The organism is Ezakiella sp. (genome assembly GCF_034180565.1).
In the GTDB taxonomy this organism is placed as follows: domain Bacteria; phylum Bacillota; class Clostridia; order Tissierellales; family Peptoniphilaceae; genus Ezakiella.
Genome location: NZ_JAXFOB010000034.1, coordinates 21,087 through 47,633, shown reverse-complemented (window position 1 = coordinate 47,633; position 26,547 = coordinate 21,087). Strand labels below are relative to the sequence as shown.

Sequence of the window (26,547 nt, the reverse complement as noted above, 5' to 3'; positions counted from 1 at the left end):
ATACAATACCTAATCTTAGTATCCGGAAATATTAGATTTAATAAATTAAAATCTCCTTTTTTAACAGAATTTAACTGCAATTCTTTAAACTCTTCATTAGAGTATACTCTATCATTGTATTTAACATTATTTACATTTTCAATTTTACTAATATAAATTTTTATTTTATTTTCTCTATCAAATTCTTTAAAAATATCCTTTAATTCCATTATATCTGATTCGTGAGATTTGTCAATATTAACACGTATATCTATTCTCTCAAAATCATCATAAACAGACTTAATATTTTCTATAATAGTAGCAAATGACCCTTCTCCAGAATTAAATGGTCGATTCTTATTATGAGTTTCTTCTAAGCCATCAATTGTTATTTGTACAGAATTAACCCCAACGTTACTTAAGCTTTTTGCAATTGTTTTATTTAAAAGTGAACCGTTGGTTACTATATAACCGTTATAGTCTACTTTTTTTGTGCGACACAATTCGTAAATTTTACCTGATAAGTATAGTACTTCATTGTATGCCATAAGTGGTTCTCCACCAGTCCATGCAATATACAATTTTTTAGAATTATCACTTAAATAATCTATATATTCATATATTTTGTTAAGTGTTTCTATACTAATTTTATGATTATTCATGTTTCCCTTTTCATAGCAATATACGCAAGAAAAATTACACCCTAAATATGGTGCTATGACTATTGAAACTTGATCCATAGAATATTTACTTAATTTCAAAAGAGACATAAATCTATCTTTTTCATCTATATTATTTTCAACTACTATTCCCTGTTCGTACAATGAATTCTTAAAATCTTTGTTCTCTGGTTCATTTAGTTGATTTTTAAATATATCATATTCACTCTTGTTTAGCTCAATTACTCCTCCCGAAATTGAATTATAAATTAAATATTTTCCATTATTCTCAAATTCAAAATTATAAAAGCTTTCTTTCATGCTTATTCCCCCAAATATATAATTTTATTTGCAATATCGTCAAAAAACTCATCATGAGAAACCAAAAATATATAGCTATTTTTAGATAATTCTATTATATAATCTTTTAGAATAAATCTGGTATTAGTATCTAAATGATTACAAGGTTCGTCAAGTATATATATTTTTGAATTACAATAAAAAGTCCTTATTAATAATATTTTCTGCAACTCACCATTTGAAAAGTTAAAACTGTTACCATTATATGAATAATTAAATTTTCTATCTAAGTCTTTATCTAGATCAATTATTTTATCCATTTTAAATATTTTAAATAAGTTTCGTATTCTATTTAAATCAGTTACATCACTATTTGAAGAAACAGTAATATTCTCTAATAATGAAATTTCATACATTTTTGAATCTTGTAGAAAAATACTGATTAAATCCCTAATATCATCCTTTGAATATGAGTTTATACTTTTCCCAAAAATAAATATTTCTCCCTCTAAGGAATCATTAATTCCACATAATGTATCTAATAGAGTTGTCTTTCCCACTCCATTTTTACCTTTAAATAAAACAATCTTTTCATCTAAGCCAATTTTTAAATTTGATATTTTATTGCAGAATCCATTCTTATATCCAACCTTTAAATCTTTTGAATCAATCAAATAATTAGATTTTATATTATGTTCAGTATTGTTTCTTTTATCTGAACAAGATTTTTCTGATTCACTAATAAAATTTTTTATTTTATCTATTTCCATGCTATTTCTATATAAATTAACAATATTAGATGATAGTAATCTAAATTCATCATTTAGCATGTTTACAGAAGAAAAAACAATATAAAAATCGGAAATATTACTAGAATGTAATGTATGGAAACATAACATTCCTAGAAAAATATAATTAGAACAATTTATAAAAAAAGAATACAGATTCTTTATCGAAACTTTTCTAATTCCGTATATTCTTATTTTACTTACCAATTCATTCAATGACTCTTTTATTTTTTTAAATATTTTGTTAGTATTATAAAATCTAATATCTCTATTATATTCTTTATTATAAAATATCCTATTATAATACTCAATATCCCTATATTCTGGAATTGTAGCATTCATCATGTCAAAATCCAATATACTATTCTTTTTATTGGAAATATAGAACAATATATTTGTTATCAATGGAAATAATATATATACAAACTTATAATTGACTAAAATAATAGATAAATTCAACAATTTAATAAATGATGAAATCCACTCTGTTATAGCGTCAATAAAGAATACTATTGAATCTGGACCTTTAAATAAACAAAAGTAATACTCATCCATATATTCATTACTCTGTACTTTTTCAATTTTATTATTCTTATGTTTTTTATAAATAGAAATATTAAAATCTAACTTTATTTTTGAGTTATATTTTGGAAACAAAACTTCATAACAATAGCTCAAAATAAAGTCATGGAGCCAATCTATTATAAAATAAAATATTAGAAGCACTATTATCTTATTAAAATTTTTTTGCATAATAAAGCTTATAATGAACTTAATAAAAAACAAATTTAAAAGAACAAATAATGATTCAATTATTTTATATATTTGAATTATATATACATACTTATAATTTATATCTAATATATTTTTTACAAATTTAAAGTTAGTATATAATTTCTTCAATCCATCCTTTTTATTCACCATTTCTTTTTTTGAAATTATTCACAACTTCCGGACACGGTGAATAAGATATATGCGTTGTGTCACAAAAAAGATAGGTTCTGCATCCTAAAGTACAATCTCCCCCTTGCCATTTTGGGCAATAATCAATTGGGTCTACATATCTGCATCCAAAGAGTCTGCCTCCGCTAATTTTTCTTCCACTTCTCAATACTTTCATATTTTTCCCTCCCGAAATCTAAAAATATTATATAGATATTAATACCAATTGTAATTTAACGTAAAAACATTTTAATAAAAATTTTTTTTACAATCGGCTTTATCTTATACTCGACTTTATCGTATAATCTAATTATAACACAAATGTATTTATTGTCAAGAATTTTTTAATAATTAATCATAAATTTAATTTTTATCATGCAATATATTTAAATATCTTTTTCCAATTTGGGTATAATAAAATATGAATGAATAAAAGAAAGGAAGATTATTATGGCTTGTACAACAATTTTAGTAGGTAAAAATGCAAGCTACGACGGTTCAACTCTCGTAGCAAGAAATGAAGATTCACCGAGCGGTCAATTCACTCCGAAGAAGTTCGTGGTTGTTAAACCTGACGAACAACCGAAGAAATATAAATCAGTGATTTCAAAAGTTGAAATTGATTTGCCGGACAATCCGATGAGATATACATGTATGCCGAATGCGGTAAAGGACGAAGGAATTTGGGGTGCTTTCGGCGTCAACGAAAAGAATGTTTCGATGACTGCAACCGAAACGCTCACAACAAATGAAAGAGTGCTTGCGGCGGATCCGCTTGTAGAATATGTAAAGGCTGTCGGAAAACCGGGCGAAGACGGTTATGTCGAAGAAGCTTTCGGTGGAATCGGCGAAGAAGATATGGTTACAATCACTCTTCCATACATCAACTCCGCAAGAGAAGGTGTTGAAAGACTCGGCGCACTTCTTGAAAAGTACGGAACTTATGAAATGAACGGAATTGCTTTTCAAGATGAAAATGAAATTTGGTGGCTCGAAACTATCGGCGGACACAATTGGATGGCAAGAAGAGTGCCGGACGATCACTATGTAATTATGCCGAACCAACTCGGTCTCGACCACTTCGATTTCGAAGACGCTTACGGCGAACAAAATGAGTTTATGTGCTCGAAGGCTTTGAAGGATTTCACCGAAAAGTATCACCTCGATTTGAGCATTGACGGACAAATCAATCCTCGCGATGCATACGGTTCACACTCCGACTCCGACCACACATACAATACTCCGCGCGCATGGATTTTGATGAGATATTTCAATCCGAATTCATATTATTGGGACGGAATTGACGCTGACTTCAGACCTGAAAGCGACGACATCCCTTGGATGCTTGTCCCGGAAAAGAAGATTACTGTCGAAGACATCAAGTATGCACTTTCACACCACTATCAAGGAACCGATTACGATTGCTATGGAAAACATGGCGACGAACGTCAAAGAAATAAATTCAGACCTATCGGCATTAACAGAAACAATGTTATGGGTCTTGTTCAAATCAGACCTTATATGCCTGACGAAATCAAGTCCGTTGAATGGTTGAGCCTCGGCTGCAATGTGTTTAATGCGGTTGTTCCGTTCTATTCAAATGTAAACGACACGCCGGCATATTTGAAGAACACGACGGGCGAGCCGACAACTGATGATTTCTATTGGACAAATCGTATCGTTGCAGCACTTGCAGATGCACACTATGCCGACACAAGTTCGCACATCGAACGCTATCAACAAAAAGCGGGCAGCGTTACCGCAAGAATTTTGACTGAAACCGACGAAGCTTTCCTCGAAAAGAAGCCGGCTGATGTTCAAGAATTCCTCGAAAAAGCAAATCAAAAAATCGCCGACAAACTTAAAGTTGAAACCGACGATCTTTTGGCAAAAGTTTTATACACCGCAAGTTGCAAGATGAAAAACGGTTTTGCAAGAAGCGACGCATAGTTTATAAATAAGGGGCTTTGCTCCTTATTTTTTTGTTTAAAATTGGAAAATTGCATTTTGTTTTATATAGCTATTCACACAAAACTTTATATACACATATTCGCATGCATTCACACGCATACACACATATGCGTACACATATTCACACGCATTCATACACATACATACTCACAGAGCTGCGCCCAAAACTCGCACAAAAAATCCGCAGAAGTGTATCCCCCCTGCGGATTAAATCAAATTATTTTCCGACGCTCCAACAACCCTTTATTTCGTTTTGAAGTTCGCTATAGTCCCAAGTTTTCACGGAGTATCTCACGGAGTTCGGGTCGTTTAATAAAAACTTTCCGTCCTCCGTCACGCCGACCAAGACCATATAGTGGCCGCCGGTTGTGAATTTCCCCTCTCTCATCGAAAGGAGAATTTGGTTTCCCTCATTTAAAACATTTATAAATTTTCTCTCGCCCAAAGGAATTTCCGAAACATTCATGCCATGATCTCGAAGAGTTTTCTTGATTCCGTCCCAACTTGTGCCCAAATCTTTCAAGTATGCACCGTTTGCAACCATTTCTTCCATCATATCAATCGGCGTTTTCTTTTCGCCGTATGCGTTTAAAATCATCGCAACCGAAGTCGGTCCGCAACCGATGATTGCAAAATAGTCCTCGTACATTTTGTAGCCCCATCTCGGGTCCCACTGTATAAAAAGCGGCACTTTTCGAGCGAGCGGATAGCTTTCGGTGTGGCTTTCGACATATCTGTCCTTGTATTCGTCTTTGTAGAAGACAAAATTTATTGCATCAACTCTGTTCGACGCAAGTTTTAGCATAGTGTCTTCGACATGCGCGCGATTTTCGAGGAGCTTTTTCGCGTTTTCATTTATCTTCGAAGACTCGCCCAAATTTTTCACATAGCCGTCGAGACTGTTTTGCATTTCGTACTCACCGTCAAATCTGTCGTCAATGCTCACTCCGTCAAGTTTATAATCCATCGGATTGTTTATTTCTTTTTCTACGCCTCTATCGCTGTCCAAAACAATCGGCTTGTAAGCCGGCTCTTCTTTTTCTCTGAAAATTAAAAAGAGAGAAAAAACAACGACGAAAGCGGCAATTATATATATAAATATTCTACGCATTTTTTCTACCGAATTTCCTTTTTACTGTCTGAACGAGAGTTCTCGTGTCTTTAATTCCGAAAAGCATTGTTGCAAGAAGATAAATTACAATCGCAATAAAAATCGTCACAAATAAAAACAAAACTTCTTTCATTCTCGACGTCATTAAAGGCGTGAACGCCTTCCACATAAAGTGTGTTGCAACGCCCATCAAAATTCCGCTAAGAAGAATTTTTAAAAATGTTATTATGGTTTCCTTTTCGTTGAACTTGACCATTTTTCTTATAATAAAATACATTATTATACTTGTTATGAGCATCGAAAGCGACGTCGCAAGCGCAAGACCACGGTGTCCCATCGGTTTAATTAAAATGAAATTGAAAATAACATTCAATATAACGGTGAGAAAACCGGTGTACATCGGAATTTTCGTCTGTTGATATGAATAGAACATATTTTCAAAACACATTCTTAGGGACTGTCCGATAAGACCCGGCGCATAAAAAAGCAGCGCACCGCTCGTGAGGATTGTCGCCTTTTCGTCGAACGCTCCCCTTTGAAAGAGTATGCTTATAATCGGGCGATTTAAAACAATGAGTCCGATTGCCGCAGGAATCGTCACAAGCTGCACAAGATTTACACTCGATGAAAAAAGCGCGCCCGTTTCCTTTACATCCCTTTTTAAAACCGCATTTGTGAGTTTCGGGAAGACAACCGTCGTGATTGCAACGACAAATACGCTAACAACAAGAGTGTTCACCTTGTTTGCATAGTTGAGCGCGGAAATCGCCCCTTCGGTCAAAGTTGACGCGAGAGTTTTGTCGATCATAATATTTATTTGGCTAACTGTGCTTGAAATAATTATAGGCACAACCAAAATCAATGTGCGTTTTAAATATTCATCGCGAAAATTTAATTCGAATTTAAAGCGCAGTTTTCTGCTTCGAAGCGCCGGAAGCTGTATCAAAAATTGCGATGCCGATGCGAGCATCGTCACATTCATAAGTCCGATAACCGTCGGTTTTTTTGCAACCAAAAGATAGGTTATAAAAATAAGATTGTACGGTATCCCCATCAAAGCGTGCGGTCCGTAGACCTCGTCGCTTTGAAGATATGCATTTGAAACATATGTGATGCCCAAAAAAATCCCTATCGGGAGACCCTGCCTTATTAAAAACACAATCAAATCGTGCATCTCGCCTTCGTAGCCGATTGCAAGAATCCTTGCAAACGGTCCCGCAAGTGCAAACATCAAGACAGTTATTATCGTCATCACAAGAAGTGTGACGCTTAAAATAGTGCTGAAATATTTATTTTTTCCTTCGCGACCGTGGTTTTTCTTTATATCCGAAAAAATCGGCACAAGTGTGGTTTGAAGACCCGCGCCGAGTGCGCCGATGACAATGATGATTCCGCTCATCGCCGTGAAATATGCGTCGGATTCATGACCCGCACCGAAAGAACGCGCCGTCAAAACATCTCTGAAAAATCCCATCACTTTTGAAATCATCAGAAAAACGCTCACGAGCATCGCCCAATATTTAGCATTTTCGTAGTTGTTCTTTCCCATAGAACCCCCTCTATAAAATCAGTTTTTAATATCCATAACCAACTTTGTACATATAAACGAGTACAATAACAAGTTGAAATACAAACACAATCGGTACGAGAAGTACAAAGACCGGCTTTTGCGTTTTGTGGTGAAAAATTTTCATCGAAAGGAGCGCCCCGGCAGCGCCGAAGAAAAACGCAAGACTCAAAAGATTTTTTTCACTCACTCTGTACATTCCCCTTATCGCTGCATACTTGTCCCATGCATAAACCGCAAAAGTGAATATATTTATAATTAAAATAAGTAAAAGCGCTGTGTCCATACTTCCTCCAAAACAATTAATAAATATATTATATCACATTTGTTTTTTATATATAAGTCCCCCGCTTTGGGGTAGATTTTTTCGATAAAATAATGTACAATATAAAGTAAGGAGGGATTGAATTGAAATATAATTTTCCTATTTCAGACATAAGAGAATTCACAGAAGATGAAATCAAAAATATCAATGAAGCAAAATTTGCTGAGGCTAAAGAAGATTCTATTATGCCTGTCGGTGCATATCTTTCAACACCGTTTGTTGAATATATTAAAGTTGACGGCAAAATGATATTACCGAAAAACCACGAAATCAAAGGTGTCATTGTTAAATGCGATGGCGATTTAATTGTTAGAGATCCGAATTATATTAAAAAAGGCGACCAAGTTTTGATTGCCGACAAGAGCGATCAAAAATACGGAATTTTTAGAGACACGGAAATTTTTGATGCTTTTAATTTGAAACACAAAAATCCGATGTACGCTTCATCCGCTGAAACATACAAAAAATTGTTCAGCCTTATGAGTGAAGTTAAAGAAAAAGGCGGAAAAATCGCTTGGGTGCTCGGACCTGCAGTTGTTTTCGACTACGACACAAGACTTGCTCTTTCAGATTTGGTTAATGCGGGATATGTTCAACTGTTGCTCGCAGGAAATGCAATGACAACCCACGACCTTGAAGGCGGATTCTTAAACACCGCACTCGGTCAAAACATCTACACACAAGAAAGTGTTCCAAACGGTCACTACAACCATTTGGACCTTATAAACGAAGCCAGACACTACGGCAGCCTTAAAGAATTTGTCGAAACGGGCAAAGTAAAAGACGGCTTTATAAAAAATCTTATCGAAAACGATATTCCAATAGTGCTTTGCGGCTCAATCAGAGACGACGGACCGCTTCCTGAAGTTTTCCACAACGTTCACGAAGGGCTACACAAAATGAGAGAGTCACTCGAAGATTTCGATTTGATAATCACACTTGCAACGCTTCTCCACTCGGTCAGTGCAACACAAGTTGCTCCAAGCTATCGTGTGAAAGAAGGAAAAATCTACGGAACACCTGTTTTCTCAATCGACATCACGGACTATGCAACAAACTCGGTCATTGACGAAAGACAAGGATTCCTCGTGGATTCAATCGTTACAAATGTTCAAGACTTCTGCGTAAACGCAAGAAATAATTTAATAAAATTTGATGGTGAAGGGAGGACAAGATAATGAGTTTCACACTAAACAAATACGTCGAACCGGATTTTAATCAAGACTTTCTAAAAAATGCGCCGGATTGTAAATGGGAAGAAGCTCCTCTTGACGGAGTTGCACCAAGAAATTATCATGCTCTTTCAATTTATCCTGAATACTTCAAAATAGACGGAAATTGGGTTCTTGCTGTTGAAAGCAGAATGGACACAGTTCCTGTAATAAAATCTCCTACAAAAGTTGAAATTGTAGAATTCAGAAATCTTAAGAAAGGCGACAAAGTTGTTGTCGGAAGAACCGAAGATGCAAGTGAAGGAATCTATATGTACACACACGGATTTGCTCAAGCGGGTGCATCCGGAGACACATTCGCTTTCAGAACCGGTCGTTCACGTGAAACAGCTTTCTCAAAAGACTACGACGAACTCTATGAAATAATGAAATATGTAAAGAGTGTCGGCGAAAAAATCACATGGGTAATCGGGCCGAGTCTTGTTACAGACCCTGAAGCAAAAAGAGCTTTTGCAAGTCTCGTAAGAAAAGGATATGTCGACGCTATTTTGGTAGGTGATTCATTTGCATCAATCGATATGGCAATGGACGCATTTGACGAAACAAGCGAAAGATCGTTTGACATGCAAAAATACGATTTGATTTCAATAATCAGAGAAGCCGGCTCAATAAAAGAAGCTGTTGAACAAGGCATTGTTAAAGAAGGCGGCATCATGCACGCACTCGTAAAAGAAAACAAAGACTATGTGCTCGCAGGCTCTATAAGAGACCCGTACACACTTCCTGACACAGTAGACAACGTCTATGAAGCGCAGGACAAAATGCGTAAACACACGAGAAAAACGGGAATGCTTATTTGCCTTTCAACCGTTCTTCACACAATCGCATCCGGAAATATGACTCCTTCATACAACGAATTTGACGGAGAAATCAGACCTGTATTCATCTACTCAATCGACCTTCAAGAGTTCAGCGTAAACAAACTCTCGGACAGAGGAACTCTCGAAGTAAAAACGATGGTCACAAATATACAGGACTTCGTAAACCACTTAAATAACAATCTATAAATTTCGCGATTAGTCAAGAGCGATTATAGAACAACAAAGTCGTAGCTTTTTGCTACGACTCTAATTTTAAAAGAGGAATAAAATGAAAAAATTTTTAAAATATTTCCTAATAACAATATGTATTTTTGCTGTGGGCTGCTCAAACAACACAGATCAAAAATCGACAGACAAAAGCCTTTTGAAAAATCTGAATCTCAAAGTTCTGAATATGGCGGGGAAAAAAGATGCCTTTAAAGAACTCGAGCCGGACACAATACAACCGAACGACTTCTACAACGGCAAATTTGACTCCAGCAAATACAATGTCATATCTCTCGACCAAACCACGATCGACAGATTTAAAAAGGACAACAAAACAAAACTCCTGTTCGACCAAAATTTCGTCTACATCGTAAAAGACAACACTTCGGACATCAAGGAAATGTACAACGAACTTCAAGGCATCGAAGCCAACAAGCACACGAGCGCCGCTCTCACACTCTACAGAGTTTACGAAAACGAAATCAAAATCATCGAGCTTAAAGAAAACGAAAGCTCCGACACCGACTCGATTTTATTTATCCTAAACCAACTATATCATACAAAATCAAGAGCCGAATTTGACGAGTGGTATCTCTCGTTTTTGAAATAGGTTTAATTCAAATAAAAAGTCTAGCGCAGTGTTAGACTTTTTTGTTTTCTTGGGTTATCATATTGGGTATATAATATATAGACGAGAGTAAAAACCACACTTATAAAACAAAGGAGAAAACCATGGAACAAAATTACAAAATTGAAGAGCCCGAACTCATAAAAAAAGAAACCGTTAAAAAAGTCATATTTTATATATACATCTTTTTTTCATGCATTTCAATCTACAAGCGTTATACATACGACGTTCCGGCGAGAAATGTTATCAATACAATAGGAAGAACCGAATACATCGTAAATCGCGAGACGAACGAAAGATTTGAAAAGCCGTTCTCATCTCTTTCCTGTTATAAAACATCAGATAAAGATCTTGAAATCGGCGACAAAATCGGCGACTTCGAATTTTTTGATAAAGACGGAAAAAGTTTAAAAGTCTACAAAATCTATAAATCAAAATATGGCGTCGGCATAAAAAAGGCGCGAAGTTTCACCGTGTTTAATACGGAGCTAAAATAAATATGCAATAAAAAAAGTCTAACATCGTTCGTTAGGCTTTTTATTTGAATAAATTTCAATTTTTTCAGTTAACTGCATCATCTTTCAAAAGGATAATCCGGGTCGACAAAGAGTTTTATTCCAGCTTTTATATGATAAACTCTACTTGAATGTTTAATAACTGTCGGCGTTGAAAAAATTATAAATACAACAACAAGGATTTTGAGTGCGAGCGTTGTTTTCGACGCGCCTTTATTTTGAAAAATCGATATAATAAGTAAAATCGCCGCAATTAAATATATGCTAATTAATATGAGCGGAAAATCAATCAAAGTTTTATCCGCAAAATATTCATAGTGATATTTTTCGTCCAAGTATTTTACAGCTATTGCATATACGCTCATCAAAAGAACAATGAGCGAGGTTATTATAGAAACCCAATTATAGATTCCCGTTTTTTTCTTCTCTTTTTTCATGTTTTCTCCTCAATTCTATTTCCGTATTCGAAGTCCAAATCCCCACCCCTATCATTATCGATAAGGAATCCATTTGCAGATTTTTTCAAATATATGTTCTCATTCGGTACTGCTATATGTTCACATTTGGGAAGATTTGTCCAGGTCATAATCCAAATTTCTTCAAAATTTTTCTCTTGCTTATTCTCAATATCTTGTTCTAATAACCGAAACACATTGTCTTTATAAGTTTTTTTACCACTTTCTTTTAATATTAAATTTACTGTATAACAAGTCCTGCCAATTTCCAATACCATTTGTTTTTTCTTTCTCCATAAATGCTACTTTCTAGTTATTCTGTTTCGTTACTCCCTCATAGATATTATAGAGCCTCAAAATTTTAGTTTAAGTAAAAATGAAGAAACAGAATCTTACTTTTTATATTCAAATCGTTCTCTGTCATATTTTACTTCTTGCTTGTACATTTCTACATATTTGCCTAAGGTCTCCTCTTTTACTTCTTTTGAAGATAATTTAGACTCATCAATTATTTCGGATAAATTCGGTCCCGAAATCAACAAAGAACCATCCGGCTGTACACATGCCGCAAAAATATATGTCGAGTTTTCAACCAAGAGTTGATCATTCTCGTAAAGAATCATTTGCCCATCTTTTGACCTTCCTCCACACTTTATTAAAAGTATATTCTCCTCAGTTGGCAACTCTCCTTTTATATTTTTGATAACACGAATAGTGTAATGAGTATACGGAATACTAACTTCCTTAGTTCCGCTTTTAGTTTCCACAACTACTGGATCTCTATACTCAACCTTTTCTTCTTTAATCACCTGAGCTATAAAATAATGATCTGAAAAACCGATGACCTCCTTTGGATTATTCATATCTATAGCAAAGTCGGCATGTAAATAACTAATTGAATCTTGATTTTTGGCGTTCTCATTAGACTTTCTACATCCAGCAAAAACGATAACACAGCACAAAATGCACAGAATTGCACAAATCGTGGATTTCTTTGATATTCTATTCATCCCTCTACATCTCCTTTCTAATAGTTGTTATAAGCTTCGTCATACGAGGATTTATCAGTTGATGACAAGCTTGTTATGCTTAACTTTCCTTGTTTCATAATATCATTTGTACCATTAGTATGGTCTAATCCGAGTGCATGACCCAATTCGTGAGTTGCAGTTTTTATTCGCTGAACAGATGTCATGTCTTCAAAATGATAATCATTGAATTTTATTGTACCATTAGAACTTGTGTAACCCATAGTAGTTGATACTTCATAATAATCACTAATAAAAACATCCTGTACAACGAAAATTGAGTCAGGTCTAATTACTCCTGAACGATGACCTTCCCAGAGATTAACTCCTGATTGAACGCTACTTATTTATTTGGTGTCACTATCCCAATCCAAGTGTTTCCCATCATCGACTAAATCCCAATCTCTCTTTACAAAAATCCCTACAAAAAATTCCCTATCATTGTCGATAAGGAATCCATTTGTAGATTTTCAAATATATGTTCGCATTCGGTACTGCACTATTGGGCTAAAATCAACCTGAGTCTACTTGTTACGAGTTCTTATACATATATATATTTATTTTAAGTGAGTGTGCGAGATATATGTACCCCGGAAAATCCGGGTGTTTTTTATAGTCTTTCCAAATCACTCATAAGTTTATCGAGATTTACTCCGTGCACCATGCAAGCTTCTTCGATTGTTTCCATTTGGCTTGCCGGGCATCCGATGCATCCCATTCCGTAGCTCATTAATAGATATGCAGCTTCAGGTTTGATTTCCATGAGTTCCCCGAGATACATATCTTTGTTGATTTTAATATCTTCCATTAGAGTCCCAATGCCTTTTCTAATTTTTCTTGATCAAAGCCGTAGATTGTTTCATCGCCGACGATGATGAGTGGTACGCCTGTGAAACCTTTTTGTCTAAGTTCCATCATAGCTTCTTTGTCTTTGCTTATGTTCTTTTCTGTGTATTTAATGTCGTGTTTTTCAAAATATTCCTTTGCCAAGTGACAAAAGTGGCAAGTCTCGCTTGTATAAATTGTTACATCTTTCATTATAGTCCCTCCATCACTATATCAATAAAATTTTATTTGTCTTTTTTACAGTCTTTTTCTTTTCCTTCTACTTCTTCGCCGTAGACGCCTTCGCCAAGACACATATCATCTTCGCCTGTCTTAACTTTTGCTTGTTCTTCTACTGAAAGAGCGTCTTTTTTGTTATCTCTTTCTTCGATTGTGTCTTCGTATTTCTTTTGTGTGTCGCAATAGCCTTTTGTGCCTTCACATTTTTTATCATTTTTGTCTGTCATAATATCCCTCCATTTATAATATCTGCATTTTTCATGCTTTCATCACTAATTTCTTTATACCCACTAAATATATATTTTAACCACAAAAGTTATTTTTTGTTGAAACTTGAATATAAATTCAAAAAGTCCTCAAGAGTTAAATTTTCCGCTCTCACTTTCGGATCGATTCCCGCATTTTCAATCCGTTGTTGAACTTCCGCCTTGTCCATGTCAAGTCCCATCGAGAGCGAGTTTAAAAGAGTTTTTCTTCTCATGCCGAACGCCTTGTGGACAAAGTCCATAAATTCGTCGGGTCTTTCTTCCCTCCGGACAGTTTCCAAAAGAACCACCGAACTTTTAACTTTCGGTCTTGGAATAAAGGAGCCTTCGCTCACGTCAAACAAAATTTTCGCATTTGAAAAATACGAAACGAAAACGGACAGACTTCCGTATGTCTTGCTTCCCGGTTTCGCAGTCATTCTCTCCGCAACTTCTTTTTGCACCATGACCACAATTTTGTCGAATTTATTTTCATTTTTAAAAATCTTTTCCAAAATCGGAGTCGTGATTACATAAGGAAGATTCCCGATAAAAACATTCGGAGTCGGATTTTCATTTGCACTTTTCCAAATTTCATCGTCGAGCGCATCGCCGTGCACGAGTTTAAAATTGTCCATGTCTTCAAAGTTCTCGTGAAGGATGTCTATAAATCTGTCGTCAATTTCAATCGACGTGAGTTTGTTTCCTCGAAGGAGAATTTCCTCGGAGAGCGAGCCTATGCCCGGTCCCACTTCGAGCACAACGTCATTTTCTTTCAAATCCGCGCTGTCGACAATTTTTCGGAGTATATTTCCGTCAACCAAAAAATTTTGCCCGAGACTTTTTTTCATCGTAATGTCGTGCATCTCCATGATTTTTCTGGTGTTTTTTATATTATAGATTCTTCCCTTCACTATACTCCTCCAGAATTTTTATAACTTCTTCTTTATCTATGCCGAAGTTGTTGAGCCTTTTTAAAAGTGTCTTTGCGTTCGGGTTTCCAAGATTTAATCTGTCGCTCAAATATTCCCGTCTTTTCTTTGAATCGTCAAAACCGGTGAGCCTTTGTTCAAACAAAAACTCCGCCGAGAAATTTTCCGTCTTTGAAACATATGTCGGTCTCGCTTTATTTATCGCTTCAATTATGTCCTCTTTTTTTGCATTTTCAATCCCGATGTCCCCGTCTTTTATCGCGAGGCTTTGTTTGAAATATGCAATTTTCACCGGACATTTCAAATTTTTCACAAGCTTTTCTCGAATGATGTTCCCCGCATGATCCGGGTCGGTCAAAATTATTGCGCCGCGATCCTTCGTGATTTCTACAATTTCATCGAGTTTTTTTCGATTTATATGAATGCCGCCCGTTGCGATTATAGTTGCGTCGAGCGCTTCCGAAACTCTTGTGATGTCGTCTTTGCCCTCGACAACTATAACTTCTTTAATTCTCTTCGATTCCATAGAAGAACCTTGCATTCTTTGTAGTTATTTCAGCGACTTCTTCCGGCGTCACATTTTTTATTTCGGCGATTTTTTTCACAACATTTTCGATATAAATCGAAAGATTTCTCTTGCCCCTGTACGGAACCGGAGTCATATATGGCGCATCGGTTTCAAGAAGGAGCCTGTCGAGCGGCGCATATTCGACCGACTCGACAACATGTCTCGCATTTTTAAAAGTGACGGCGCCGCCGATCGAGAGAAAATATCCGAGATTCAAATATTCCCTTGCAACTTCTTTTGCCCCCGTGAAACAATGAATCAATGTCTTCTCGCCGTGTCTCAGCGAGCGGAGCATTGTGAGCGTGTCTTCGACCGCATCTCTCGAGTGGATGACGAGCGGTTCATTGTTTTCGTCGGCAAATTCAATCATTCTGTGAAAAACGCGTTTTTGCACATCTCTGTCCGACAAATCGTAGTAGTAATCGAGTCCGCACTCGCCCACTCCGACAACTTTGTCATTTTTAAGCATTTCCTTATAAACTTCAATGTCGTCTTCGGAAAATCCGTCGGCTTCGTGTGGATGACAACCCACAACCGCATAAATTTTGTCGTATTTTTGGGCAAGTTCAAACGACGCTTTCGAGCTTTCGAGATCGCTTGACGCATTTACAATTGCAATGACGCCGTTTTGAAACTGCGAATTTATAATCTCGTCTCTGTCCTCGTCATATTTTTCGTCATCATAGTGCGCGTGCGCATCAATAAATGAATACATTATCTGAGCCCCGCTCCCGTAAATCCATCACTCCACGGTTTCATGAGTGTGAGCTTGCCGTCTTTTTCAGCAGCAAGAATCATGCCGTCGCTCTTTACTCCGCGCAAGTTTACAGGTTTGATGTTTAAAATGAACACAGCTTCCTTGCCTAAAAGTTCTTCCGGTTTAAAATGTTCCTTTATTCCCGAAACGACAGTTCTTTCTTCGCCTCCGACGTCAACTGTAAGAACATAGAGTCTGTCTGCGTTTTTATGTGGCTTAACGTCGATGATTTTTCCGACTCTCAAATCGCATTTTTCGAAATCTTCAAATTCGATTTCCGCTTTATTTTCCACAAGTTTTTCGGAAAGTTCTTTTTTATTTCCGATTTTTTTCTGTCTTTCATCAAAAAGTTCCGTATTTTTCTTTGTGATATTTTCGGCGGTGTCATCGTCGGCACGGTTGAACAAGTTTTCACCCTTTGTAACTTTAAGACCCGCTTTTATTTCGCCCTCGATTCCATCGATTCCGAATTTTTCAAAAATCTTTTCGGTTGTCGAAGGCATAATCGGCGTGAGCATCTTTGCCGCTTCCACAATTGAAACGGAGAGATTATAGAGCACTGTCTTTAATCTTTCGACGTCTTCCTTTGCGAGTTTCCACGGCTCGGTTTCGTCGATATATCTGTTTGCGCGGCGAATGAGTTTGAAAACGTCTTCGAGTGCAAAGTTGAATTTCAAATCATTCATTTCTTTATAGAATGCGTCCTTTGCTCTTTCGATTTCTTCGAAAATTTCTCCGTCGATTTCTTCTTTTGTTCCCGGCTCCGGAATTACTCCGTCAAAATATTTTTCAATCATCGCAAGAGTTCTTGAAACGAGATTTCCAAGGTCGTTTACGAGGTCCGAATTGTATCTTTGAACAATTTTGTCAATTGTAAAATTGCCGTCGCTGCCGAAGCTGAATTCTCTCAAAATGAAATATCTCAATGTGTCCGCACCGAGTGTTTCAATGATCGGTTCCGGATAATAGACATTGCCCTTTGATTTACTCATCTTGTCGTTGTCAAACAAAATCCATCCGTGTGCGAAAACTTTCTTCGGGAGTGGAAGACCGAGCGCCATCAAAATCGCTGGCCAAATTACAATGTGAAATCTTACAATTTCACGGCCCACAAGGTGCAAGTCGCACGGCCAGAACTTGTTAAAGAGTTCGTCATCTTCCATATAGCCGATTCCTGAAAGATAGCAAAGAAGTGCGTCAACCCAAACATAGACGACGTGTTTTTCGTCAAACGGAACTTTTACACCCCAATCGATTGCGGTTCTCGAAGCGGACAAATCTTCGAGTCCGTCTTTCATAAAACCGTTTAAAATTTCATCCTTTATATATTCCGGCTCAATGTCCGCATTTTTTATATATTCGGCAACTTGGTCCTTGTACTTCGAAAGTCTGAAGAAATAGCTTTCTTCGTCTCTCTTTGTGAGCTCTCTTCCGCAGTCCGGACAAATGTGTCCGTCGGTTGCCTGTGCTTCCGTGAAATATGCTTCGCAAGGCACACAGTATAGTCCGCTGTAGTTCGCCTTGTAGATGTCGCCTTGGTCAAATAGCTTTTTAAATACTTTTTGCACGAGCGCTTCGTGCTTTTCCGACGTGGTTCTTTCGAAAACGTCGTAGTCGATGTTTAGAGATTCCCAAAGTTTTTTTGAAGTATCGACAATTGCATCTGTAAATTCAAGCGGTGTCACACCCGCTTTTTTTGCAGCTTCTGCAATCTTTTGTCCGTGTTCGTCCGTGCCCGTGACAAAGAAAACGTCATTACCCTCTAACTTTTTAAATCTCTTTATAACATCGGCGACAATGGTCGTGTATGTGTGACCGATGTGCAGATTTCCGCTCGGATAATATATAGGCGTTGTTACATAATAATTTTCAGACATAATTTCTCCTTTCTGAATTTTATCTTTTTTCTAAAATTGCGACACTCTCAATATTCAAAGTGCCGGCAAAATTGTTAAATCCTTTTACACTCAAAACTTTATAATTTTTCATTTCCATCAAATCATTTTTTAGTGTCACCGGATTGCAGCTCACATAAATAACTTGATCGACTCCGCTTTCGTCAATCGCCTGAAGCACATCTTTGTGGATGCCGGCTCTCGGCGGATCTATAATAATTGTATCAGCCTTCGTCTCTGTAGTTTTTACGAATTCTTTGCAGTCGGCAAGAACCATCTTAACGTTTTTAATTCCGTTTTCCTCGATCGTCTCCTCGCCGTCCTTCACATTTTCCGGATTGATTTCAACGCTTATGGCCTCGCTTGCCATATCGCTCAAAACTTGTCCGATGACTGCGCTTCCCGCATACAAATCCCAAAGCACGCCGGTCTTTTTCAGGTGCTCCTTTACATACGAATAAAGTTCTTCGGCTGCAGTTGAATTTGTTTGAAAAAACGAAAAAGGACCCACATTAAAGTCCAAATCAAAAAGTCTTTCCCTTAAAAATCCCGGTCCATATAAAAGTATGAGTTTTTCCGGCACAACCGCATCGCTCAGCGAATCGTTTATGGTGTGATAAATCGTTGTGATTTTGCCCTCGAGATTATCATTTAGCGAAAGCAAAAACTCCTTGAACTCTCCGTCAAGCGGATGAGCGCTTGTCGTCACGAGATTTACCATATATTCGTCATAAAAAACGGAGTGTCTCACAATTAAGTGTCTCAAAAATCCGTCTTTCGTCATCTTGTGGTAAAAAGTTTCACCGCGTTCGATAAAAAACTCCTTCACCTCGCGTCTTATAGTGTCCATATCTTTAGGCACAATCAAGCAATCCGCCCCTTCGACAATATTGTAGAACATGCTCTTTTCGTGAAGTCCCAGTTTCAACGGTCCGTCCTTTTCTTCGTTGCCGAAGCTGTATTCCATTTTGTTTCTATATCTCAAAACTTTTTCCGGCGAATGAATTTCCAAAATTTCCGTGCCGTCTCTTTTTTCGAGCGGTGAGAAAAGTCTTTTCATTTCGTCATTTTTTATTTTAAGCTCGTCTTCATAAGAAATTTCTCGAAATCTGCACCCGCCGCATCTTTCGGAAACGTCACAGCTCGTGTTTTTTACATAAGGCGATTTTAAAATTTCCAAAATATTCGCTTTTTTTCTTCGCTTATTTTTAAATAGGACAGTTTCCCCCGGGAAACCGCCCTTTGATTCATAAACTTTTCCTTCCGACTCAATCAGAACTTTTTTGTTGAATTGAAGTTCCTTAATTACGCCTTCCAAAAAATCACCTACTTATTTATCTTTGGAGCGAGCAAGCTTTTGAAAAATTCTCCCCCCGTCAAATCGAGATAGTTCTCAATTTCTTCTCTCGGAATGTCCACAAAATATTCCTTGTCGCTTCTTAAAACCATTTTTAAATCGCTGTCAAAAGAGAAGCACACAAGTTCCACATCGCCTTGCATATTTTCTTCCGTCTTCTTTTGATTAACAAGCGTTTCTATTGCCGCTTCATCGATAAAGATGTCCTTTGCATCCACAACTTCACCGGTGTATATGTCGACCATGAACGGATAACTCTTGTCGTGCGTCTTTAATGTCGCATACAAAATGTCCCCTTCAAGTCTGTAGTCATATGTCACATTCTTTTCTGTTGTAATTCTGTCGGCGATTGATTTCAAAGATGCGTTCAATTTTTCATTTGTGTCTTTCGAAACAATGAATAAATAATTTTTCCCGTCTTTTTCATCAATCAAAACTTTTACAGTTCCAAGCGGATTTATCTTCGGACTTTTCTCGATTGCATTTCCGTCTAGGTCAAAATATGTTATCTTGCCGTAGTCGGACGTGATGAAAAGATTTTCATCCTTCATAAACGATTCGATATTTTTTCCGATTGTCTTCTTTATATTTCCGCTTTTGTCGAGAAGTTCTCCGACGCCTTTCGAAACGCCCGTAACAAATCCCCCGTTAACGTCAAAAGATTCGGCGCTCAAAAAGTCGTATTTATAATCCGTGACTCGACCTTCCTTTTCGCTGTAAAGAGCAAAAAGTTCGCCGTTGTTTGCTGCAAAGAAACCGTTTCCAAGAAGTCTTACGTCTGTGAACACCTCGTCGGAAACCGGCTCGCCCTTCAAAGTGTAGACTTTTTTAACGAGTTCGCCGTTCTTTCTGTCGAAAACTGTATACATGCCGCCGTAAACTTCTGTCAAGTCGCCCTTAACTCCCGGATTTACAACGTCACCGTTCAAATCGAGAAGGAGTTGCTTGTCGCCCTCTCTTGCAAGAATCGTCTCGTCGTTAATCTTGTAGCTTTCGGTGTAATTTGTTTCCTTGACATTCATCTCACCGTCGACAATCACAACTTTTCCGTCTTTAACTGCAACGCCCGAATTCTTTCCGAAAGGATATGCCTCCTCAAATTGTGCGGCGAGAGTCTTTTCGCCGTCAAGAGTTCTGTATCCCCACTTGTCGCCTTCAAGATATGAGAGCACTTTGTTTTCGCCAATCAAAATGTAGTCATACTTTAAAAGCACTTCTTTTGTTTCCAAATCAACGAGCTCGGTCTTGTCCTTGTTTTTAACCGTGACCAGCCCGTCTTTTATTTGATAGACATTTTCGATGCCCGAAAGCACATCTTCGCCTTCGCGATTTATTATTGCGACCTTTCCGTTTTCAATAACAACAGCATAGTCATCTTCAAATGCTTTCAAAACATCTTCGAAATGTTTGTCAATTTTGAGCTCGTTGTCTTTGTTTATAAAAACATAACTCGCGTCGTTATCCGTGTATTTTAAAACCGGATAAAGCTTCTCACTCTTTTTCATCGTGCACGACGTGAAAACGAGAGCGAGAATTAAAAGAATTAAAGGCAAAACCTTTTTCATTATTTATCTATCCTCTCTAAAATTTTATCCTTGCCCAAAAGGTAGAGCACGTGAACGAAATCAGGTCCCTTTGCCTTTCCGGTGAGAAGACATCTGACCGGCATAAATAAATTTTTGCCCTTGACTCCGGTTTCTTTTTTTAGAAGTTTCATAAATTCTTCAGCATATTCCAAAGTCATTTCCTTGTCTTCGAGAAGTTTTCTGATGCCGTCTTTTAAAACAGGAAGGTCTTCGCTTTCGAGCCATTCTTTCGTGTCTTCATCGTAATGCACTTCGCTTTCGGTGAACATCTTACATTTTTCAGCGACCACTTTGAGCGTGTCGCAGTCTTCCTTGACAGCTTCCATCATAATTTCGTAGTATTCACGATTGTTCATGATTTCTTCTTCGGAAATTCCTAAAACTTCTTCCATAAAAGGTGCTGCAAGGTCAAGCAGTTCCGCATTTTCCTTGTTTCTGATATAGTGCGCATTCATCCAATTGAGTTTGTCGACGTCAAAAATTCCGCCCGTCTTTGATACTCTTTCGAATGAAAATTCCTCAATCATTTCATCCATCGACATAATTTCGTCTTCAGTGTCAGGACTCCATCCGATAAGAGCGAGGAAGTTTATCAAAGCATCCGGAAGATATCCCGCTTTTCTGAAGTCGCCGACTGCAACATCTCCTTCCCTTTTCGAAAGTTTCTTTCTCGATTTGTTCAAAACTGTCGGAAGGTGAACGTAAGTCGGTTCTTCCCAACCGAGTGCGCGATAAAGAAGAACGTGTTTCGGAGTTGAAGGAAGCCATTCTTCACCGCGAACAATGTGCGTCACGCCCATCAAATGGTCGTCAACGACAACCGCCATGTGGTATGTCGGGAAACCGTCGCTCTTTAAAAGAACTTGGTCGTCCATATCGTCTGTGTTTATAGTAATTTTTCCGCGAACCAAATCCGTAAACGTTACGTCTTCGTTTTTGTTTAATTTAAGTCTAACAACATAAGGTTCACCGTTTGCAACGCGTTTCTTTGCTTCTTCAATAGGAATTGAGCGACAGAAACCGTCATATCTCGGAATCAAACCCTTTGCTTCCCTTTCGGCTCTTATTGCGTCGAGTCTTTCCTTGTCGCAGAAGCAGTAATATGCGTAGCCCTTGTCGATGAGTTCGTCGACATATTTTCTGTAGAGCGGGAGTCTGTTTGATTGGACATATGGTCCATATTCTCCGACTTCTTTGAGTTCGCCGTCTACATATTTCGGACCTTCGTCATTTTCAATGCCGCTCCAATTCAATGCATCCAAAAGATTTTCGACAGCCCCTTCGACATATCTTGTTCTGTCCGTGTCCTCAATTCTCAAAATAAATTGTCCGCCCATTTTCTTTGCGTATAAATAGTTGAAAAGCGCGGTTCTTAGTCCCCCTATGTGAAGCCAACCCGTTGGTGATGGCGCAAAACGTAATCTTACCGACATAAATTTCTCCTTTCTTCTTCAATAACATTTTCTATATCTTCAATTTTTACATCAACTCTATCTTTCGGAGTTACTCTCTTTGAAAATTCAACCACTCCGTCTGCGACACCCTTGCCGACTGTGATTCTTAAAGGAATCCCGATAAGGTCGCGGTCGTTGAATTTAACTCCTGCTCTTTCGCTTCTGTCGTCAATCAAAACTGTGTATTTTTTGCTTAAATTTTTGTAAAGTTCTTCCGAAACTTTCCCTTGTTCTTCATCATTTACATTCATGACGCTTATGATAACTTCATATGGCGCAACATTTATCGGCCAAATGATTCCGAAATCGTCGTGATTTTGCTCGATGATTGCGGTTATTGTTCTTGAAATTCCGACGCCGTAGCTTCCCATCCAGAAAGGCTTCTTTACGCCGTCTTCATCCAAAAATCCTGCGCCCAAAGATTCGGAATATTTCGTGCCGAGTCCGAAAATTTGTCCGACTTCAATTCCGCGGCGAACTTTGAGCTCTCCGCTTCCGTCAGGAGCCATATCTCCCTCTCTTGCCATCAAAAGATCTCCGCCGTCTTCTCCGTCGAAGTCGCGACCGAAGTTTACATTGACAAAATGCATACCTTCTTCATTTGCACCGACGACAACATTCTTCATTTCCTTTATGCGCTTGTCCAAAATTACACGTCCGTCTAGATTAAACGGTCCCATATACCCCGGCACACTTCCCGCAGAAACGATGTCTTCGTCGGACATCATTTCGATGTCATAGTCATTTACACCTGCAAAATTTTGGAACTTCGTCATATTGAGCTCCCTGTCGCCCGGAATGAAAACGAAAAACTTTTCGTCCTTAACTTTTATTGCAATCGCCTTTACGCATTCATCCGTCGTTTTGTTTAAATACTTTGCGACGTCTTCAATTGTTTTAGAGCCCGGCGTTTCCTTCTTTTCCTTTGGAAGTTCCGCGTCGTTTTTCGACTTAACTTCGTAATTTACTTCGCACTTTTCATCCGTTGCTGCGAATTTATAATTTTCGGTGTAGAAGAGTTCACCTTCCCCCGTTTCCGAAAGAGCTTGGAACTCAATTGTCATATTTCCGCCCATTTGTCCCGAGTCGGAGTCGACCTTTACATACTCAAGTCCGAGTTCCGTGAAAATGCTGTCGTAGCAATTTTCCATATTGTGGTAACTCTTTGCCATTCCTTCCGGATCTCTGTCGAATGAATATGCATCCTTCATTAAAAATTCACGCGAACGATTCAAACCGAATCTCGGTCTCTTTTCGTCTCTATATTTGATTTGAATTTGATAAATATTTAAAGGCAGCGACTTGTAGCTTGTGAGTTCATCTTTAACAAGACTTGTAAAATATTCTTCCGCCGTAGGTCCGAGACAAAAATCACGTCCGTTTCTGTCCTTGACCTTAAACATTTCCGGACCATATTTTTCCCAACGACCGGACTCTTGCCAAATTTCTGCAGGTTGAACAACGCTCATTCTGATTTCTTGTCCACCGAACTCGTCCATGTTTCGTCTTACAATCTCTTCAATATTTCTTAAAACTCTAAAACCAAGCGGCAAATATGAATAAATCCCCGAACACGACTTTCTAATCATGCCCGAACGGAGCATGAGCTTGTGACTTATAATTTCCGCATCAGCCGGCGCTTCTCTTAGAGTCGGCATATAAAGCTGTGATAATCTCATAATTTCCTCCCAAAAAATAATATAAAAAAACACCCCAACGAATTGAGGCGAATAAATCGCGGTACCACTCAAAATTAATACTCGAAAAACTATAACGCGTCAAACCGTGTATAAATACAAAATAAAAAGACCGGTTCAACATCTTCCGCCATATCCTTTCACCGACCGGATACTCTCTGTAAGCCGAAAAAATGTCTACTATTCTTTCACGAATATTATAACACGAAAATAACACATTTGTCAAAGTAAATACACATTTTTTGCGAGATTTTAAATATATAATCGAATTTATTTATATGTTTAAATTTTATTAAAAAAGTTGAAAAAGCTTCCATATTTTTTGCACAATTATTACACCCGCTAAATGTTTTTAAATTGAATATAAATTTAAATTATTATATAATAAATATAAGAAAATAATGAAATGAAAGGAGTAATATGCCAAGTTTTTACACACACTATCACTTCGGTCGCGACTTTATGAAGATTGCGCCCGAGCGAATAAAGAGAATTATAAATCTCGACAAAGAACTTTTTTTGTTTGGAAACCAGGGCCCGGATTTCTTTTTCTTCAACATAAAAAATGCACTCAAAGGTAAGAATCCCGGCACGGATATTCACAACAAAAAATTTTCGGAAGTTCTCGCGACTATAAAAAAAGATTTCGACGCCGAAGACCTCGAGACAAAAACGGGAAGCTATTTCTTGGGGCTTGTGCTCCATTTTCTTTTGGACAGCTCGCTTCACCCGACTGTCGAAGCGCTCAAAAGAAAAGACTACGGCCACTTAAATATCGAGAGCGAACTCGACAGGTACTATTTAAATCTCGACGGCGAAAACGAGTTTAAATTTATACAGTCGAATCTCATTCCCGACAAAGCTTATGCGAAACACATCTATCCGATTTACAAAAATTTTGAACGCGTGGACATGAAAAATGTAGAAAAATCAATTTCAAATATGGTTTTTGTGAAAAACTTTTTTCACAACGACTCAAGGCTGAAAGAGAAATTTATTTTGGGAACTCTTGGACTTATAGGACATAAATATACTTTCGGCGGGCAACTCATAACTCATAAACCGTTTCCATATGCCGAAGATTCAAGCAAAATTCTGTCCAAAATGTACGACGAAACTCTAAAAGCCGCGCCTGAATTTTTGGACAAAACTTTGGAGTATATGTTTGAAGACGGCAAGGAACTTGAAAATTACAGAAAGGATTTTAACGGTGTCTAAAATAAAATTAACACAACTTGAAAAAAACTGGATAAAATATGACGTTGGAAACAGCGCCTATATACTTCTTGCAACCACAATAATTCCGATACTATTTAAATCGATCGGCGAAAACTCGCTCTCGAGTGCGGACTACCTCGCAAGTTGGGGCTATGCAATGACAATCTCGACACTTGTGATTGCGGTTTTAAGTCCGATTCTCGGCGCAATAAGCGACGGCCGCGGAAAAAGAAAACCGATGTTTCAAATATTTCTCTTTCTCGGAATCGCAGGACTCGTCGTTCAACCGCTCACAACGAACTGGATTATATTTCTAATAATATTCATCATAACAAAAATCGGATTTAACGGCTCGCTCGTCTTCTACGACAGCATGCTCCCCGACGTCACGACAAACGAAAGAATGGACGAAGTAAGCTCTTTGGGCTACGCATGGGGCTACATCGGAAGCTGTGTTCCGTTTATTATAAGTATAATCCTTGCGACAAAAGGCGGCGACCTTTTCGGACTTTCTCTTTCGACCTCGATGATAATCATATGTGCGCTAAACGCCGCATGGTGGCTCTTATTCTCAGTGCCTCTGATGAAGACATACGAGCAAAAATACTACATCGAAAACCAAAACACAACTCCGAAAGTTGTTTTTAAAAGACTTCTAAAAACTATAAAAGAAATTTGGGAAAATAAAAAAATAAAATACTTCCTGCTCTCATTCTTTTTCTACATCGACGGAGTCTACACGATAATCGGCATGGCAACGGCATACGGAGAAAGCTTGGGTCTCGACTCGGCGGGTCTTGTCCTCGCACTACTCGCAACACAAATCGTCGCATTCCCGTGCGCAATCTACTTCGGTCGCATTTCAAAAAAATATAAAACCGAAACCCTTCTAAAAATTACAATCGTCGCATACGGACTCATCACGCTCTATGCGACATTCCTGAATAATCTCACACAATTTTGGATACTCGCAATTCTCGTCGGAATGTTTCAAGGAGCAATACAAGCGCTCTCAAGAAGCTACTTTGCAAAAATCATTCCGCCTGAAAAAAGCGGCGAATATTTCGGAGTTTTCGACATCTTCGGAAAAGGCGCAAGCATGTTCGGCACACTTCTTATTGCAGTCGTGACCGACATAACCGGAAAACAAAATTACGGCATAATGGCGCTTGTGATCCTCTTTATAATCGGCTACGTCGTCTTCGATAAAACTGTAAAAGTTGAGGCATAAACTAAAAGAAGCTA

The 26,547-nt window shown here is 37.7% G+C and carries 28 protein-coding genes; 7 read left to right on the top strand and 21 right to left on the bottom strand.

Going from position 1 to position 26,547, the window contains the following annotated elements:
- The 3 genes from SPI61_RS07560 to SPI61_RS07550 form a co-directional block, all read right to left on the bottom strand.
- Positions 1-959, bottom strand: a 959-nt coding sequence (locus SPI61_RS07560; protein ID WP_321137513.1) for a radical SAM protein, incomplete at its 3' end; no start/stop codon positions are given.
- Positions 960-961: 2 nt separating this feature from the next.
- On the bottom strand, positions 962-2,650 hold the full coding sequence (locus SPI61_RS07555; protein ID WP_321137512.1) for an ABC transporter ATP-binding protein: 1,689 nt from the start codon (positions 2,648-2,650) through the stop codon (positions 962-964).
- Positions 2,640-2,846, bottom strand: coding sequence for a hypothetical protein (locus SPI61_RS07550; RefSeq protein ID WP_249239785.1), 207 nt, complete (start codon positions 2,844-2,846; stop codon positions 2,640-2,642). The genes SPI61_RS07555 and SPI61_RS07550 overlap by 11 nt, the downstream gene beginning before the upstream one ends.
- 272 nt (positions 2,847-3,118) lie before the next feature.
- Here SPI61_RS07550 and SPI61_RS07545 point away from each other — a divergent pair, with 272 nt between their 5' ends.
- A complete protein-coding gene (locus SPI61_RS07545) occupies positions 3,119-4,618 on the top strand; it encodes a C69 family dipeptidase (protein ID WP_321137511.1) in 1,500 nt (499 codons plus the stop codon).
- A gap of 238 nt (positions 4,619-4,856) precedes the next feature.
- On the opposite strand, the gene SPI61_RS07540 is transcribed toward SPI61_RS07545, so the two are convergent.
- The 3 genes from SPI61_RS07540 to SPI61_RS07530 are packed head-to-tail and all read right to left on the bottom strand — an operon-like array spanning position 4,857 to position 7,603.
- Positions 4,857-5,750, bottom strand: a complete 894-nt coding sequence (locus SPI61_RS07540) for a C39 family peptidase (RefSeq protein WP_321137510.1) — start codon at positions 5,748-5,750, stop codon at positions 4,857-4,859.
- Positions 5,743-7,299 carry a murein biosynthesis integral membrane protein MurJ gene (gene murJ, locus SPI61_RS07535; RefSeq protein ID WP_321137509.1) on the bottom strand — a complete coding sequence of 519 codons (1,557 nt, stop codon included), beginning with the start codon at positions 7,297-7,299 and terminating at the stop codon, positions 5,743-5,745. The genes SPI61_RS07540 and murJ overlap by 8 nt, the downstream gene beginning before the upstream one ends.
- A gap of 25 nt (positions 7,300-7,324) precedes the next feature.
- Complete coding sequence (locus SPI61_RS07530) at positions 7,325-7,603, bottom strand: DUF1294 domain-containing protein (RefSeq protein ID WP_321137508.1); 279 nt, start codon at positions 7,601-7,603, stop codon at positions 7,325-7,327.
- Between the two features lie 122 nt (positions 7,604-7,725).
- Here SPI61_RS07530 and SPI61_RS07525 point away from each other — a divergent pair, with 122 nt between their 5' ends.
- The 4 genes from SPI61_RS07525 to SPI61_RS07510 all read left to right on the top strand — a co-directional run bounded on the left by SPI61_RS07525 (position 7,726) and on the right by SPI61_RS07510 (position 11,027).
- Positions 7,726-8,820 carry a hypothetical protein gene (locus SPI61_RS07525; protein WP_321137507.1) on the top strand — a complete coding sequence of 365 codons (1,095 nt, stop codon included), beginning with the start codon at positions 7,726-7,728 and terminating at the stop codon, positions 8,818-8,820.
- A complete protein-coding gene (locus SPI61_RS07520; RefSeq protein ID WP_321137506.1) occupies positions 8,820-9,881 on the top strand; it encodes a hypothetical protein in 1,062 nt (353 codons plus the stop codon). Before SPI61_RS07525 ends, SPI61_RS07520 begins: the two co-directional genes overlap by 1 nt.
- Positions 9,882-9,963: 82 nt before the next feature.
- Entirely contained in the window at positions 9,964-10,512 is a 549-nt protein-coding gene (locus tag SPI61_RS07515) for a hypothetical protein (RefSeq protein WP_321137505.1), read from the top strand.
- Positions 10,513-10,634: 122 nt separating this feature from the next.
- Positions 10,635-11,027: a hypothetical protein gene (locus SPI61_RS07510; RefSeq protein WP_321137504.1), complete on the top strand. Its 393-nt coding sequence runs from the start codon at positions 10,635-10,637 to the stop codon at positions 11,025-11,027.
- Positions 11,028-11,104: 77 nt separating this feature from the next.
- On the opposite strand, the gene SPI61_RS07505 is transcribed toward SPI61_RS07510, so the two are convergent.
- From SPI61_RS07505 to SPI61_RS07435, 15 genes are all read right to left on the bottom strand, one after another.
- Positions 11,105-11,482, bottom strand: a complete 378-nt coding sequence (locus SPI61_RS07505; RefSeq protein ID WP_321137503.1) for a hypothetical protein — start codon at positions 11,480-11,482, stop codon at positions 11,105-11,107.
- Entirely contained in the window at positions 11,479-11,778 is a 300-nt protein-coding gene (locus SPI61_RS07500; protein WP_321137502.1) for a hypothetical protein, read from the bottom strand. The genes SPI61_RS07505 and SPI61_RS07500 overlap by 4 nt, the downstream gene beginning before the upstream one ends.
- A 114-nt stretch (positions 11,779-11,892) precedes the next feature.
- Complete coding sequence (locus tag SPI61_RS07495; protein ID WP_321137501.1) at positions 11,893-12,510, bottom strand: hypothetical protein; 618 nt, start codon at positions 12,508-12,510, stop codon at positions 11,893-11,895.
- Positions 12,511-12,527: 17 nt separating this feature from the next.
- Complete coding sequence (locus SPI61_RS07490; protein ID WP_321137500.1) at positions 12,528-12,752, bottom strand: matrixin family metalloprotease; 225 nt, start codon at positions 12,750-12,752, stop codon at positions 12,528-12,530.
- A 386-nt stretch (positions 12,753-13,138) separates the two neighbouring features.
- Positions 13,139-13,336 carry a DUF1858 domain-containing protein gene (locus tag SPI61_RS07485; protein WP_414601522.1) on the bottom strand — a complete coding sequence of 66 codons (198 nt, stop codon included), beginning with the start codon at positions 13,334-13,336 and terminating at the stop codon, positions 13,139-13,141.
- Positions 13,336-13,566 carry a glutaredoxin family protein gene (locus SPI61_RS07480; protein ID WP_321137499.1) on the bottom strand — a complete coding sequence of 77 codons (231 nt, stop codon included), beginning with the start codon at positions 13,564-13,566 and terminating at the stop codon, positions 13,336-13,338. The genes SPI61_RS07485 and SPI61_RS07480 overlap by 1 nt, the downstream gene beginning before the upstream one ends.
- Before the next feature lie 32 nt (positions 13,567-13,598).
- A complete protein-coding gene (locus SPI61_RS07475) occupies positions 13,599-13,820 on the bottom strand; it encodes a hypothetical protein (protein ID WP_321137498.1) in 222 nt (73 codons plus the stop codon).
- 89 nt (positions 13,821-13,909) lie between these two features.
- Positions 13,910-14,752, bottom strand: a complete 843-nt coding sequence (rsmA, locus tag SPI61_RS07470; RefSeq protein ID WP_321137497.1) for a 16S rRNA (adenine(1518)-N(6)/adenine(1519)-N(6))-dimethyltransferase RsmA — start codon at positions 14,750-14,752, stop codon at positions 13,910-13,912.
- Entirely contained in the window at positions 14,733-15,296 is a 564-nt protein-coding gene (rnmV, locus tag SPI61_RS07465) for a ribonuclease M5 (protein ID WP_321137496.1), read from the bottom strand. Before rnmV ends, rsmA begins: the two co-directional genes overlap by 20 nt.
- Positions 15,277-16,053, bottom strand: coding sequence for a TatD family hydrolase (locus tag SPI61_RS07460; RefSeq protein WP_321137495.1), 777 nt, complete (start codon positions 16,051-16,053; stop codon positions 15,277-15,279). The genes rnmV and SPI61_RS07460 overlap by 20 nt, the downstream gene beginning before the upstream one ends.
- A complete protein-coding gene (gene metG, locus SPI61_RS07455) occupies positions 16,053-17,972 on the bottom strand; it encodes a methionine--tRNA ligase (RefSeq protein ID WP_321137494.1) in 1,920 nt (639 codons plus the stop codon). The genes SPI61_RS07460 and metG overlap by 1 nt, the downstream gene beginning before the upstream one ends.
- A gap of 19 nt (positions 17,973-17,991) precedes the next feature.
- On the bottom strand, positions 17,992-19,308 hold the full coding sequence (gene rlmD / locus SPI61_RS07450) for a 23S rRNA (uracil(1939)-C(5))-methyltransferase RlmD (protein ID WP_321137493.1): 1,317 nt from the start codon (positions 19,306-19,308) through the stop codon (positions 17,992-17,994).
- An 8-nt stretch (positions 19,309-19,316) separates the two neighbouring features.
- The gene (locus tag SPI61_RS07445) at positions 19,317-20,912 is read right to left on the bottom strand and encodes a WG repeat-containing protein (protein ID WP_321137492.1); all 1,596 of its coding nucleotides are present in this window, start codon (positions 20,910-20,912) and stop codon (positions 19,317-19,319) included.
- The gene (gene gltX / locus SPI61_RS07440; protein ID WP_321137491.1) at positions 20,912-22,366 is read right to left on the bottom strand and encodes a glutamate--tRNA ligase; all 1,455 of its coding nucleotides are present in this window, start codon (positions 22,364-22,366) and stop codon (positions 20,912-20,914) included. Before gltX ends, SPI61_RS07445 begins: the two co-directional genes overlap by 1 nt.
- Positions 22,357-24,066: a proline--tRNA ligase gene (locus SPI61_RS07435; protein WP_321137490.1), complete on the bottom strand. Its 1,710-nt coding sequence runs from the start codon at positions 24,064-24,066 to the stop codon at positions 22,357-22,359. Before SPI61_RS07435 ends, gltX begins: the two co-directional genes overlap by 10 nt.
- 438 nt (positions 24,067-24,504) lie before the next feature.
- On the opposite strand from SPI61_RS07435, the gene SPI61_RS07430 reads away from it, so the two are divergent.
- Together SPI61_RS07430 and SPI61_RS07425 are read left to right on the top strand one after the other, a co-directional pair.
- The gene (locus SPI61_RS07430) at positions 24,505-25,302 is read left to right on the top strand and encodes a zinc dependent phospholipase C family protein (RefSeq protein WP_321137489.1); all 798 of its coding nucleotides are present in this window, start codon (positions 24,505-24,507) and stop codon (positions 25,300-25,302) included.
- The gene (locus SPI61_RS07425; protein ID WP_321137488.1) at positions 25,250-26,533 is read left to right on the top strand and encodes an MFS transporter; all 1,284 of its coding nucleotides are present in this window, start codon (positions 25,250-25,252) and stop codon (positions 26,531-26,533) included. The genes SPI61_RS07430 and SPI61_RS07425 overlap by 53 nt, the downstream gene beginning before the upstream one ends.
- Positions 26,534-26,547: the final 14 nt, after the last annotated feature.